This is a genomic window from Pelagimonas sp. KU-00592-HH (assembly GCF_040369695.1).
Taxonomy (GTDB): Bacteria; Pseudomonadota; Alphaproteobacteria; order Rhodobacterales; family Rhodobacteraceae; genus Shimia.
On the sequence record NZ_BAABWM010000001.1, the window covers coordinates 349787 to 363362 of the forward strand.

13 protein-coding genes and 1 tRNA gene are annotated in these 13576 nt (G+C 61.7%); 4 read left to right on the top strand and 10 right to left on the bottom strand.

Annotation, left to right across the window (positions count from 1 at the left end):
* Window positions 1–70: 70 nt before the first annotated feature.
* Genes ABWV42_RS01865 through ABWV42_RS01880 form a run of 4 tightly spaced genes read right to left on the bottom strand, consistent with a single transcriptional unit; the run spans window position 71 to window position 5234 of the window.
* Window positions 71–640, bottom strand: coding sequence for a sarcosine oxidase subunit gamma (locus ABWV42_RS01865; RefSeq protein ID WP_353338663.1), 570 nt, complete (start codon window positions 638–640; stop codon window positions 71–73).
* Window positions 633–3644: a sarcosine oxidase subunit alpha family protein gene (locus ABWV42_RS01870; RefSeq protein WP_353338664.1), complete on the bottom strand. Its 3012-nt coding sequence runs from the start codon at window positions 3642–3644 to the stop codon at window positions 633–635. The genes ABWV42_RS01865 and ABWV42_RS01870 overlap by 8 nt, the downstream gene beginning before the upstream one ends.
* Window positions 3641–3970, bottom strand: coding sequence for a sarcosine oxidase subunit delta (locus ABWV42_RS01875; protein WP_255109699.1), 330 nt, complete (start codon window positions 3968–3970; stop codon window positions 3641–3643). Before ABWV42_RS01875 ends, ABWV42_RS01870 begins: the two co-directional genes overlap by 4 nt.
* 16 nt (window positions 3971–3986) lie before the next feature.
* Complete coding sequence (locus tag ABWV42_RS01880; protein ID WP_353338665.1) at window positions 3987–5234, bottom strand: sarcosine oxidase subunit beta family protein; 1248 nt, start codon at window positions 5232–5234, stop codon at window positions 3987–3989.
* Window positions 5235–5414: 180 nt separating this feature from the next.
* On the opposite strand from ABWV42_RS01880, the gene ccmI reads away from it, so the two are divergent.
* The 3 genes from ccmI to ABWV42_RS01895 are packed head-to-tail and all read left to right on the top strand — an operon-like array spanning window position 5415 to window position 7365.
* Window positions 5415–6641, top strand: a complete 1227-nt coding sequence (gene ccmI, locus ABWV42_RS01885; protein WP_353338666.1) for a c-type cytochrome biogenesis protein CcmI — start codon at window positions 5415–5417, stop codon at window positions 6639–6641.
* Window positions 6638–7120, top strand: coding sequence for a Holliday junction resolvase RuvX (gene ruvX, locus ABWV42_RS01890; protein WP_353338667.1), 483 nt, complete (start codon window positions 6638–6640; stop codon window positions 7118–7120). Before ccmI ends, ruvX begins: the two co-directional genes overlap by 4 nt.
* Window positions 7117–7365: a DUF1289 domain-containing protein gene (locus tag ABWV42_RS01895; protein WP_353338668.1), complete on the top strand. Its 249-nt coding sequence runs from the start codon at window positions 7117–7119 to the stop codon at window positions 7363–7365. Before ruvX ends, ABWV42_RS01895 begins: the two co-directional genes overlap by 4 nt.
* Here the strand turns inward: ABWV42_RS01895 and ABWV42_RS01900 are convergent.
* From ABWV42_RS01900 to ABWV42_RS01920, 5 genes are all read right to left on the bottom strand, one after another.
* Window positions 7356–8141, bottom strand: a complete 786-nt coding sequence (locus tag ABWV42_RS01900; RefSeq protein ID WP_353338669.1) for a hypothetical protein — start codon at window positions 8139–8141, stop codon at window positions 7356–7358. The genes ABWV42_RS01895 and ABWV42_RS01900 overlap by 10 nt on opposite strands.
* Window positions 8135–8959, bottom strand: coding sequence for a sulfite exporter TauE/SafE family protein (locus ABWV42_RS01905; protein ID WP_255109685.1), 825 nt, complete (start codon window positions 8957–8959; stop codon window positions 8135–8137). Before ABWV42_RS01905 ends, ABWV42_RS01900 begins: the two co-directional genes overlap by 7 nt.
* Window positions 8959–9996 carry a tRNA dihydrouridine(20/20a) synthase DusA gene (dusA, locus tag ABWV42_RS01910; RefSeq protein WP_353339503.1) on the bottom strand — a complete coding sequence of 346 codons (1038 nt, stop codon included), beginning with the start codon at window positions 9994–9996 and terminating at the stop codon, window positions 8959–8961. Before dusA ends, ABWV42_RS01905 begins: the two co-directional genes overlap by 1 nt.
* Window positions 9997–10353: 357 nt before the next feature.
* Window positions 10354–10429, bottom strand: a tRNA-Thr gene (locus tag ABWV42_RS01915).
* Between the two features lie 50 nt (window positions 10430–10479).
* The gene (locus ABWV42_RS01920) at window positions 10480–12138 is read right to left on the bottom strand and encodes an ABC transporter permease (RefSeq protein WP_353338670.1); all 1659 of its coding nucleotides are present in this window, start codon (window positions 12136–12138) and stop codon (window positions 10480–10482) included.
* A gap of 83 nt (window positions 12139–12221) precedes the next feature.
* Here ABWV42_RS01920 and ABWV42_RS01925 point away from each other — a divergent pair, with 83 nt between their 5' ends.
* Window positions 12222–13103, top strand: coding sequence for a hypothetical protein (locus ABWV42_RS01925; RefSeq protein WP_353338671.1), 882 nt, complete (start codon window positions 12222–12224; stop codon window positions 13101–13103).
* Window positions 13104–13132: 29 nt separating this feature from the next.
* On the opposite strand, the gene ABWV42_RS01930 is transcribed toward ABWV42_RS01925, so the two are convergent.
* Window positions 13133–13408, bottom strand: a complete 276-nt coding sequence (locus ABWV42_RS01930; RefSeq protein ID WP_255105553.1) for a DUF2312 domain-containing protein — start codon at window positions 13406–13408, stop codon at window positions 13133–13135.
* Between the last annotated feature and the right edge of the window lie 168 nt (window positions 13409–13576).

The following is a 13576-nucleotide window of genomic DNA, read 5'->3' on the forward strand; positions in this document are numbered from 1 at the left end:
CTAGCACCCGCCATAGAAAAAGGCCGCCCGACTTGCGCAGGGCGGCCTGATGAAATCATGTCTACGGATATCAGTTCAGGAAACCGACTTCGCCACCCTTTTCAGACGAGACCGACAGCAGGTCAAAGACGTACTGCGCGACTGACCGGAAGCAGATCATTTCGAACGAACCGTCCTCGTTCAGCCAGAAGGCCGCCGCCACCTGCGCCACGCGCGAGCGACGGAATTCGCCGGCCGGAAAGGCCGCCGGCGACATGTCGACAGGTGCCAGTTTGGCAATCACTTCACGCGCATCGTCGCCCGAGATACGGAACACGGCGCGCGCATCCGAAACCTTCACGACCAGCGCGTGCTGACCGGCCAGAGCCTCGGTCATCGCCGCAACCTTGGCGTCCGCCTCCTCATAGGCGCAAACCACCAAAAGCTCGTCCGGCGACATCCAGGCAACCGATCCGCTTTCGCCATGCACGATCTTGCGCACGGCCGGCATTTCGACACCGGTAACAGCCTTGACCGCCGCCGCCATCTCTTTCGAGTCCAGATCACCGCGCACGGTGATCATGCCGCGCAGGCCGGTTTCCTCGACTTTGGCAAAGCCTTCGAACGATGCCCCTTCAAGGGCGCTCACAGCCTTAGACATTCTGCTTCTCCCCATCCTTGTCATAGAACACCGGATCAACCACCTTGGCCTTCACGGTCGAGCCATCCACCTTGTTAAACTCGACCACGTCACCAAGACGCTCCATACCACCGTCGATCAGCCCCATGGCAATGCCACGGTCCATGGTCGGCGAATAGTAGGTCGAGGTCACACGGCCCTGCACATTGCGCTGGCCGTTGGCGTTCACGCCGGTCCCGACGATATAGGCGCCGTCCGGAATGACCGACCCGTCTACCGTCTCAAAGCCCGCAAGCTTCCAGCGGTCTTCGGACGCCATGAACGGACGCAGCTGCGCACGTTTGCCAAGGAAGTCTTCCTTCTTCTTGGAAATCGCCCACTGCATGTTGAGATCCTGCGGGATCACCGTGCCGTCGGTTTCGTCGCCGATCATGATAAAGCCCTTCTCGGCGCGCATCACGTGCAACCCTTCGGTGCCGTAAGGCGTGATACCGAACTCGGCGCCAGCTTCCATCAGCGCATCCCAGAACGCCCGTCCCTGCGAAGCGGGAACCGCGATCTCGTAGGACAGTTCGCCCGAGAACGAAATCCGGTAAGCGCGGGCGTCGAAATCGCCGATCTTGCCGTCTTTCCACTCCATGAACGCGAGGCCTTCTTTCGAGACATCCATCTCGCCGCCCAGCTTTTCGATCACCTTGCGGGCGTTCGGGCCCACAACCGCGATCTGCGCGTATTGCTCGGTCACGTTCGCGGTATAGACTTTCCAGTCCCACCACTCGCATTGCAGCCAGTCTTCCATCCAGCCGTGGATGCGCTCGGCACCGCCGGTGGTGGTGTGACACAGGAAGGTATCCTCGTCGATGCGTGCAACAACACCATCGTCGATCAGGAAACCGTTCTCGTTACACATCAGGCCATAGCGGCATTTGCCCGGCTTCAGCGTCGACATCATGTTGGTGTACATCATGTCGAGGAACTTGCCCGCGTCGGGGCCCTTGACGATGATCTTACCAAGGGTCGAGGCATCCAGAAGGCCCACGCTGTTGCGGGTCTGGTTGATCTCGCGCTTCACCGCATCGGCGTGGCTCTCGCCTGCTTTCGGGAAGCAGTACGGACGACGCCAGTGGCCAACCGGTTCAAAGAAGGCTTTCTCGTCTTCGTGATAGGCGTGGATCGGGGTCCGGCGCAGCGGTTGGAAGACCGCGTCACGCGCTTCACCAGCAATCGAACCCATCGAGATCGGCGTATAGGGCGGACGGAACGTGGTGGTGCCCACTTCCGGGATCGGTGCATTCAACTGACCCGCCAGCGTGGCAAGGCCGTTGATGTTCGACAGTTTGCCCTGGTCGGTCGCCATGCCCAGCGTGGTGTAACGCTTGGTGTGCTCGACGCTCTCGTAACCCTCTTGGGCCGCGAGACGCACGTCCGACACTTTTACGTCGTTCTGGTAATCCAGCCACGCCTTGATGCGCAGTTCCGGGCCAGCGCCCTGCGGCATGAGCCAGACCGGCTCCATCGCGGCTTCGGCTGCTTCGGCAACGGCAGGCGCAGCAACGCTGCTATCCTGACCAACCGCTTTCGCAGCGGCAACACCGGCGGCATTGGCATCAGCAACGACACCCGCCAGTTCCAGGGGACCATTGGCCGACCCTGCCGGGATCACGAAACCTTCGCCATTCGCGCCTTTCGGCGGACGTGCGGCGTCGGGGCGGAAATGTGCCTGCGCATCATCCCAGATCAGCTTGCCACCGCAATGCGACCACAGGTGCACAACCGGCGACCAGCCGCCCGACATGGCAACCGCGTCACATTTGATCTCTTCCAGCATCGCGCCCTGACCCGCCTGGGCACAGACCACAACACCGGTCACGCGCTTGCCGCCCTTGACCTTGGCGATACCCTTGCCGTTCTCGACACGGATACCAAGCGCCTTGGCCTCATCCGCCAGAGCACCGCCACCCGACGCACGGGCGTCAAGGATCACCGGCACTTCAAGACCGGCCTTTTTCAGAGCAATCGCAGTACGATAGGCGTCGTCGTTGTTGGTGACAACAACGGTACGGTCGCCCACGGACACACCGTAATCCACGGCATAGTCACGAACCGCAGAGGCCAGAACCACGCCCGGAATATCGTTGCCCGCAAACGACAGCGGACGTTCGATGGCACCGGTTGCAGTGATGATCTGCTTGGTCCGGATACGCCACAGGCGGTGGCGCGGGCCGGTGTTCATCGGGGTGTGATCGTTCACACGCTCATAGCCCAGAACATAGCCGTGGTCATAGACACCTGCGCCCATCATGCGGTTGCGCATGGTGACGTTGTCCATGGCCTGCAACTCGGCAACCAGACCGTCGATGTATTCGGCCACCGGCTTGCCGTCGACCTCACCACCGTCAACCGGCGCGCGGCCACCCCAATGCGGGGTCTGTTCCATCAGCAGAACCTTGGCACCCGAGGCACCCGCTGCCTTTGCGGCCTGAAGACCGGCGATACCGCCACCGATCACCACCACGTCGACAAAGGCGTAGAAGTGCTCATAGGTGTCCGCGTCACGATCCTGCGGCGCTTTACCCAGACCCGCCGACTGACGCACAATCGGTTCAAAGACATGCTTCCATGCAAAGCGCGGGAACATGAAGGTCTTGTAGTAGAAACCCGCCGGGAAGAACCGGGTCATGTGGTTGTTGATCGCGCCGATATCGAACTCGAGCGACGGCCAGTGGTTCTGCGAGGTGCAGGTCAGACCATCAAACAGTTCGGTCGTGGTGACGCGCTGGTTCGGTTCGAACTTGCCGCCCTCGCCCAGGTTGACGAGGCCGTTGGGTTCTTCCGAGCCGCTGGCGACAACACCGCGCGGGCGGTGATACTTGAACGACCGGCCGATCATCATCTGGTCATTTGCCAGAAGCGCCGAGGCAAGGCTGTCGCCTTCGTAGCCGGTAAATTGCTTGCCGTTGAAGCTGAACTTGAGCTGTTTGCCCTTGTTCAGCAGACGGCCGCCTGATGCGAGACGCGTGCTCATGCGAATTCCCTCCAGGTCCAGCCGGGATACTTGGCCGAAATCTTGTCTTTGATCTCCTGAGGCGGCTCCAGCGTCTGTGCCGAATAGGTGCCAAATACCTCAAGGGTCATGGTGCAACGGGCGGCGTGAAAGAACTTGCCGCAGCCGTTCGAATGGCGCCAACGCTCAAAGTGAACCCCTTTCGGGTTTTCACGCATGAACAGGTAACCTTCGAAGTCGTCATCCGACGAACCGGGACCGAAACGTTTCAGGTGCGCTTCACCTTCCGCGTGCAGTTCGGTTTCCTCGGCCTCTACGCCGCAATAGGGGCATTGAAGAGTAAGCATATCCTGTCCCCTTCCCTTAGTGAGCCACGCCGGCCGCGACGGATTCGTCGATAAAGCGGCCTTCGATGAAGCGTTCCATGCCGAACTCGGCACTCAGCGGACCCGGTTCGCCCTTGGCGATCAGCTCGGCTGTCGCCCAGCCGCCACCCGGAATGGCCTTGAAGCCGCCGGTGCCCCAGCCCGCGTTGATAAAGCAGTTGCCCAGAGGCGTCTTGCCGATCACCGGCGACCGGTCGCCGGTCACGTCCACGATACCGCCCCACTGGCGCAGCATCTTCAGACGCGAGACCATCGGGAAGGTTTCGCACAGCGCGCGCACCGTTTCCTCGATGTGGTGGAAAGACCCACGCTGGGTGTAGTTGTTGAACCCGTCGGTACCACCGCCGATCACCATCTCGCCCTTGTCCGACTGGGACATGTAGCCATGCACGGTGTTGGCCATGACGACCACGTCCATGCAGGGCTTGATCGGCTCGGAAACCAGCGCCTGAAGCGCAACGCTTTCCATCGGCAGACGGAAGCCCGCCATATCGGCCAGCGCTCCCGAGTTGCCCGCCACGACAAGACCCAACTTATCACAGTCGATCGGCCCCTTGGTGGTGTCGACGCCCTTGACCATGCCGCCCTCGGACCGAACGCCGATGACTTCGCATTTCTGGATGATGTCCATGCCCATGTCGGAACACGCACGCGCATAGCCCCAGGCCACCGCATCGTGACGACCTGTGCCGCCGCGTTCCTGCCAGAGGCCACCCAGAACGGGATAGCGCGGGCCATCAAGGTTGATGATCGGCACCAGTTCCTTGACGCGCTCGGGACCGATGAACTCGGTCTTGACGCCTTGCAGGGCATTGGCGTGGGCGGTGCGCTGGTAACCGCGAACCTCGTGCTGGGTTTGCGCCAGCATGATCACGCCACGCGGGCTGAACATCACGTTGTAGTTCAGGTCCTGCGACATGGTCTCGTAAAGCGAACGCGCCTTTTCATAAAGCGCCGCCGAGGGATCCTGAAGATAGTTCGAGCGAATGATGGTCGTGTTACGGCCGGTGTTGCCGCCGCCAAGCCACCCTTTCTCGATGATTGCAACATTGGTGATGCCGAAGTTCTTACCAAGATAGAACGCCGTGGCGAGACCATGTCCCCCCGCGCCTACGATGATCACATCGTATTTCTTCTTGGGTTCCGGCGAACGCCACGCGCGTTCCCAACCGGTGTGGTACCGGGCGGCCTCGCGGGCGATGGCAAAAGCTGAGTAACGTCTCATGATGATGATTCCGATCTGGGACGGGTATTGGAAGATTAATGTACCTTCACATGCCGTTTCACCCGGTTCAAACCGTCGGTTTGGCGAACGGTTGCGACATGTTCATGTTTCCTTGACTTTTGCCCTTTTTACCGCCCCCCCGAAGATATAGATGAAGGGCAATGACCACAGGAGGCCTCCATGCTGTTCTGGATTACCGCCATTGCCCTGACATTGATCGTCGCGCTCTTGCTCGGGCTTGCCATCCTGCGCGGACGCACCGGAAGCGAACCGCCCGCGGCCTATGACCTGCGTGTCTACCGCGATCAGCTCAAGGAAGTTGACAAGGATCTGGCCCGTGGCGTGATCGAAGAGGCCGACGCCGAGCGTGTGCGTGCGGAAATCTCCCGCCGCATCCTTGCCGCCGACGCCCAGCTCAAGGAAGGCGGCGATACCGGCGGCCAACCCACTGGCGCGGGGCGCGTGGTCGCCGTTCTCATGGCTCTGTTCGTCGTCGCTGGCGGCCTTGGTCTTTATTCCTCGCTTGGCCAACCGGGCTTTGAGGATGCCCCCCTTCAGGCACGTATCGACGCCGCCAAGGCAAAACACGACAGCCGCCCCGTTCAGGCCGCTTTTGAGGCCACCCTGCCCGTCACCCCCGGCCAGACACCTGACGGCGAATATGCCGAACTTATTGAAAAACTTCGCTCCAGCGTCGCCGAACGCCCCGACGACCTGCAAGGCCAGATCCTGCTGGCCCGTAACGAGGCCAACCTCGGCAACCTCAAGGCCGCCTACGAGGCACAGGCCGCCGTCCTGCGCATCAAGGGCGACGAGGCGAACATCGACGACTACCTGACCCACGCCCAGCTCTTGATCAGCGCCGCCGAAGGCTATGTCTCTCCCGAAGCAGAAGCCTCGCTGCGCAGGGTCATGGAACGCGATCCCCGCAATCCGCTGGCACGTTACTACTGGGGTCTGATGCTGTTGCAGAATGACCGCCCCGACAGAACCTTCCGTCTCTGGGAACAGCTTCTGCGCGACAGCACCCACGACGCCCCCTGGGTCCCGCCCATCCGCCAGAGCCTGCCGGAACTGGCCTGGTTCGCGGGCGTCGACTACCAACTGCCCCCTGCCGCCCCCACCGGCGGCCCGACCGCAGAAGACATGCAGGCTGCCTCGGAAATGAGCGCCGAAGAACAAAGCGAAATGATCCGTGGCATGGTCTCGAGCCTCGCCGAACGCCTCAACACCGAAGGCGGCACGCCGCAGGAATGGGCGCGTCTCATCGGGGCCTACGGCGTTCTGGGTGAACAGGACCGCGCCATCGCCATCTGGAACGAAGCCCAGGACGTCTTTGCCGCAAACGAAGAGGCCCTCGCCATCGTACGCGGCGGCGCCGTGCAGGCCGGGATCGCCTCGGAATGAACCATCTTTTCGAAACCGTCGAAGACATCCTGCCCGCCATTTCCAACATGCAGGCCCTGATGGGCCTCGATCTTGGCACCAAGACAATCGGCGTGGCGCTTTCCGACAGCTTTCAAACGGTTGCCACTCCGATGGAAACCGTTAAGCGCAAGAAATTCGGCATCGATGCCGCCCGCCTTCTGGAAATCATCGACCAGCGCAGTGTCGGCGCCATCGTCCTTGGCCTGCCCCGCAACATGGACGGCACCGAAGGCCCGCGCTGCCAATCCACCCGCGCCTTTGCCCGCAATCTCGCGAAGCTGACACCGATTCCGATCTGTTTCTGGGATGAACGCCTGTCGACTGTTGCCGCAGAAAGGGCCCTTCTTGAGGCGGATACGACTCGCAAACGTCGCTCAGAGGTTATCGACCACGTCGCGGCCTCCTATATCCTTCAGGGAGCATTGGACAGGATGCGACACCTGAGGAGCGCGCAATGAAGGCAACGCAAGCGGAAAAAGACAAGGTCTGGAAGCGGAACGAGGTGGAAAGCCCCTGCATTCAGGTCTGCGTGATCCACAAGGAAGAGCGCCTGTGCACCGGATGCCTGCGCTCGATTGACGAGATCACCCGCTGGTCCCGCATGGAACCGGATGAACGCAGCGCCATCATGGACGAACTGCCCTCACGCGCACCGCGCCTGCGCAAACGTCGCGGCGGCCGCGCCGCCCGCACTCAGGGCTGATCTAGCCAGGCTTCGGCCCCACCGGCAATCTCGGGACGGAAATAGGCGATGATCCGGTTCTCCGGATCACCCTCGCACCTTGCCTCCCACCCCTTTACCCCATGCACAGCCAACCGGTGCATCAGATAACATTCGCCGGGCCGCGCATGCACTTCGACCATCGGGCAGGTCTCGAAAGCCCGTTTCCGCGCGGCGACATAGGCGTCGGTGATATCCACCCTGCCCCAGTCCGCGCGCGGCACATCCTTTAGGAAATCCGCCATTCCGGCACGGATCACCTCGTGACTTCCCTCCCAAACCACCAGCGGCGCCGCATCTGCCGGCGCATCGTTCATCGGGATGCCAAGGATAAACGCATGTGGCTCGGCAATGGTCCGGCGGCGATCCGGCCCCTCGAATTTCAACCCGTCCACATGTGCCGCAAACCGCCTGTCGCGATACCGGAAACCCGCCTCGCTCTCGCCCCGTCTCGGACGCGGATAACCGGGGCTCACAACCGACACCTGCGCGCGGTGCAGCGGGGGCATGGCCCCAAAAGTCTCGTGAATGAAATCAACCGCTTGCCCCGCCAACGGCTGGCCGGACACCGCGCCGCTCTCGTCATTGTGCAGGGCATCGACACCGATGAACCACGTATCCTCGCAATCCCACCATTCGGCCAGCGCGGGATCTTCCATCGACGCAATCGCATGTGGCAACGCCGCCTCGACCCAGGCCGCAATGCCCGCATCCCAGCCGAACCGCGTCCAGCCACGCGCCGCCAGCGCGCTTACCATCCAAAGGCCTTTCGCAGCATGTTAATCGCGACCAGTGTCAGGAACACCGCAAACACCCGCTTGAGCGGCTTGGGGTCCATCGCGTGGGCGAGCTTTACCCCCAAAGGCGTGGTGATCAGCGTCATCGCAATGATCAGCACAAAGGCCGGGATATTCACTGCACCAACAGTATAAGGCGGTCGTGTCGCCGGATCGATCTCGAGAAACAGGAACCCAAGCACCGACGGCGCCGCAATAATCACGCCAAAACCCGCCGCCGTGGCAACCGCGCGGTGAATGGGCGTGTTGAACAGGCTCATCAGCGGAACGCCGAAACTGCCTCCACCGATCCCCATCAGCACCGACAGGAACCCGACACCGGGGCTCAGAACGGCGCGCGTCACGCCTTTGGGCATCGCCTGTCCAAGACGCCACTCGGACTTGCCGAACCCCATGTAGAGGCCGATCACGATACCGAGACAGCCAAAAATTCCCTGCAACGTCACCGACCGCAGCGACGACGCCACCAGAACGCCCAGAACCGCGCCAATCGCGATCCCGATGGCCCAGCCGCGCAGGATATCCCAATCCACCGCGCCCTTCTTGTTATGGCTCAGCACCGAACGCACCGAAGTCACCACGATCGTCGCCAGCGAGGTCGCCAGACAGACCTGCATCAACTGCGGTCCTTCATAGCCAAGGCCACTGAACGCATAGAAAAACGCCGGCACAAGAACGATACCGCCGCCAACGCCCAACAGGCCCGCAAGCACACCGGCAAACCCACCGATGACCACCAGCATTGCGGCCATCGGCAGCAAACTCGACATTTCAGGCATCACGCGCTCCTCGCCTCAGACCCATCAAATTCCGCCACATGCGCGAGGGCTTCCTCGACAAGCGCAACACCGGCGCCCGGCTTGGTTGCGTTCTCCGACAGCACCCGCCGCCACGCCCGCGCCCCGGGACGCCCCGAGAACAGGCCCAGCATGTGACGGGTAATCTGGTGCAGCTTCCCCCCGCCGTCCAGATGCCGCTCGATATAAGGCAGCATTTCCCTCACGGCATCATGCGCCGTGATCTGGTGCGTACCGCCATAAATCCGACGATCCGCCTCGACAAGAATGTCTGCAGGGTTGTGATAGGCCGCCCGCCCGATCATCACCCCGTCCAGCCCCGCGGCCAGCAACTCTTCGGCAAGATCAAGCGAGGCAATACCCCCGTTGATCGAGATATGCAGATGCGGATAAGCCGCCTTCATGCGTTTCACGAGGTCATAGTCCAAGGGCGGAATATCGCGGTTCTCCTTCGGGCTCAGCCCCTGAAGCCAGGCCTTGCGCGCATGGATCGTGAACCGCGTCACCCCCGCCGCCGAGGTCTTCTCGAGGAAATCCGGCAAAACCTCTTCCGGTTCCTGCTCATCAACGCCGATCCGGCACTTGATCGTCACCTCGACGTCACTGGCCTCTGCCATCGCAGCCACACATTCCGCCACCAGCTCAGGCTGGCGCATCAACACCGCCCCGAAGGTGCCCGACTGCACCCGGTCCGACGGGCAGCCGACATTGAGGTTGATCTCGTCATACCCCACATCCGCCCCAAGCCGCGTCGCCTTGGCCAACTCCTGCGGATCTGACCCGCCCAACTGCAAGGCCACCGGATGTTCCTCGGGGTTATAGTCCAGAAGATGCAACGCGCCGCCCTGCACCAACGCCGGCGCCGTCACCATCTCGGTATAAAGCAGCGCCTCGCGCGACAGGATACGGTGCAGATACCGACAATGCCGGTCTGTCCAGTCCATCATGGGCGCAACGCTCAACCGCGCTGCGTGCCGCACTTCGGCAAACCCTGATCTTGCTTGGCTTTTCGGCCCCATCGTCTTCACCGTTTTCCTCATTTAGGCCCCGCGCGCCCCCGTTTCCGGACACAGCCCCAAAGAATGTCGCATTGAAGCCGCCGTGTAGCACTGTTCCCAATGCAAATTCCAGCACCTCAAATCACACTGTCGTGCGGACCGCGAAGCCGCGCCAGCCCTGCCCTCACTATGAGTTCGTTTCAGTTTGAAACGCCCTTCACCATTACTTAGTTCGAAAAAACCTCGAACACGTCCCCTTGCAAGGCTTGCAGTCGAAGTACTGCTCGCGCAATAGCGCCACCTAACAAGAATACACGATAACACCAGGCGAGCTGAAGGCCGCCGGAAAACGAAAAACAGGTGGATTACGAAGAAATGTGGTGCCCCCACACGGACTCGAACCGCGGACCTACTGATTACAAATCAGTTGCTCTACCAGCTGAGCTATAGGGGCACTGGCACGCGTTTAAGCGCAAAAAATGGGGGCTGCAAGTGTTAAGTTGATCACCGGTTTGCGCGCGCCAAAAAACCGACCGCGACCATCCCCACAAGCACGATCATGATCGCGCCGGGGCTGGCATCGCCGAGGTTTTCCAGACTGGCCTGATCATGCACCCGCGTGGCCAGCGTATCAAAGTTGAAAGGCCGCAAAAGCATGGTCGCGGGCAATTCCTTGACACAGTCCACGAACACCAGAAGCAGCGCTGACCCAACCGTGGCACGGATCAGCGGGAAATAGACCACCCGCAGCGTCTGTCCCCGCGTCCGCCCAAGCGAGCGCGCCGCCCAGGGCAGGCTTGGCGAGACACGTCCCATCGCACCATCCGCCGCCCCCTGGGCAATCGCGAAGAATCGCACGCAATAGGCCAGGATGATGGCAAAGGCCGATCCCGTCAGCAAAAGTCCCGTCGGTCGACCCGTCACCACCTCGATGAAGTCGGCCAGTCGGTTGTCGACCTGCGCCAGAGGGATCAGGATGCCCACCGCCAGAACGGCCCCGGGCGCGGCGTAACCGATGGTTGTTAGTGGCAACAACAGGCGCGGCAAGGTCTTGCCCGACAAGCGCACGCCGTAGACAAGGAACACGCCCGCAAGCACCGTGATCACCGCCGCGATGCTGCCCACCACCAGCGTGTTGCGCAGCGCCTGCAACAGCGCGGGATCGCGCCACAAATCGGCATTCTCCAGTGCGTGTGACAGGATCACCCCAACCGGCAGCACGAACCCCACCGCGAGCGGAATCAGGCACAGGCCCGTGGCGACCCAGCCCCAAACGCCTGCAAGCGCCACGAGGCGCGGTGGCTGGTGGCGCGTGGTCATGGAATAGAACTGCAACTTGCGACGGCTCAGCTTTTCCAGCGTCACGAGGAAAATCACCAGCACAAGAACCACGGTCGCGATCTGCGCCGCACCGCCGGCATTGTTGCTCTCCAGCCAGACACTGAAGATCCCGGTGGTCAGGGTCTGCACCGCGAAATAGTCCACCGTGCCGAAATCATTCACCGTCTCCATCATCACGATGGCGGACCCGGCCGCAATCGCGGGGCGCGCCAACGGCAGGCCGACGCGGAAGAACCGCCCCAGGGCGCCGACACCCAGCGAGCGGGCCACCTCTTCTCCCGCCCCCGACTGTTCGCGGAAGGCCGCGCGGGCAAGAATGTAGACATAAGGGAACATCGCCACCGAAAGCACGATGATCGCCGCCCCCATCGAGCGGATCTCGGGGAACCAATAGTCGCGCGCGCTGCTCCATCCGAACGCCGCCCGCATCCCTGTCTGGACCGGACCCGCATACTCAAGGAAATCCACCAGCGCATAGGCCCCGACATAAGCCGGGATCGCCAGCGGCAACAAAAGCGCCCATTGCAGCCATCCCGAACCCGGGAACGTATAGCGGCTCACCAGCCAGGCCGCGCCTGTGCCGATACTGGCCGCCAGAAGCCCGACGCTCAGCATCAGGATCAGCGTGTTGCGAAGGTAACGCGGTAAGGTGGTCGAGATCAGGTGCCCCCAGATATTCTCGGACGGAAACAGCGCCATGTAGAACACGGCGCAGATCGGCAACAGCACGATCACCGCAATCGTCAGCGCCCCGGCAGACCAGGGGCTGGGCAGCCGCGGTTTGCGTGCGGCGGGCGACATCTGGGTTTGGATCTCGGTCATGGCCCCCTGTTGCCTGAATCTGGTTTCACTGTCCAGAAACGAAGATATAATACGCCAAACTGATCAAAAAACACCGGATACTCATGCAGGTCGTACTCCACACCGGGGCGCATTTCACGGACGATGACAAGCTCCTGAAATCTCTGGCAAAAAACACCGAAATGTTTGCCGAACGCGGTATTTCCCTGCCCAAACCCAGGAGTTACCGCGCCGACATGCGCTCAACCCTCGGCGCGGTGCAGAATACGGCGCAACGTGACGAACTGCGTGCCCGCTTCCTCGACAACCTCGTTGACAAGTCGGTGAAGTCTCCCGATCGCATCCTTATGTCGCACAGCAACTTCTTCGGTGTGCCCAAGATCGCGATCCGCCAGAACATGATCTATCCCGATGCCGCGGACCGGCTGCTCGATTTCTGCAACATCTTTGAACAGGACGAGGTCGAGATCTTCCTCGCGATCCGCAACCCGGCCACCTTCCTGCCGGCGATGCTGGGGGGCACCCCCTGCAAGAGCATTGATGACCTGACCAACAATTCGATCCCGACCGCCCTGCGTTGGTCCGAACTGGTCACGCGCATCCGCGCCGCCGTCCCGCAGGCATCCCTTACCGTCTGGTGCAACGAAGACACCCCGCTCTTGTGGGAAGAACTCCTGCGTGAAATGGCCGGGCTCGACGCGACCCAGCCCATCAAGGGCGGCAACGATCTGCTGGACGAGATCATGTCAAAAGAAGGCATGAGCCGCTACCAGTCCTACATCGACAGCCACCCGGGCATGACCGAAATGCAAAAACGCCGCGTGATCGCGGCGTTCCTGGACAAGTTTGCCCTTGATGACGAGCTTGAGGAAGAACTGGATATTCCCGGCTGGACCGAGGATTTCATCGACGCTCTGACGGAAATCTACGACGAAGACCTCTACGAGATGTCCCGCCTGCCCGGCGTCAACCTGATCATGCCCTGACGCGGCCTGCGCCCGGGCATGGGCATGGATCACATGCCCAGCGCTTCCTTGTACATTTCCATCACCGCTTCTTCCTCGGCGATGTCATCCTTGTCGCGCTTGCGCAGCGCGATGATCTTGCGCATCACCTTGGTGTCATAGCCACGCGATTTCGCCTCGGCCATCACCTCTTTCTGCTGGTCGGCGATGTCCTTCTTCTCCATCTCCAGCCGTTCGAACCGCTCGATGAACTGGCGCAGTTCGCCCGCGGTTACGCGATAGCTCGAATCCGGCGAGTTGGCTTCTTCGGTGACGTAGTCGTTCATATGGCCTCCAGGCGATGGTTTGGCGTTTTATCAGGCCCGCAACCTATCCCCCCGCCCCCACCGCCGCAAGACGCCAAAAACGGGTGACGGCGGGAAAATGCACGCCCCTTTTCCACCCCGCCGCTTGCCCCGCGCCGACACTTCCGCTAGGCCATCGCGGAACCGGTT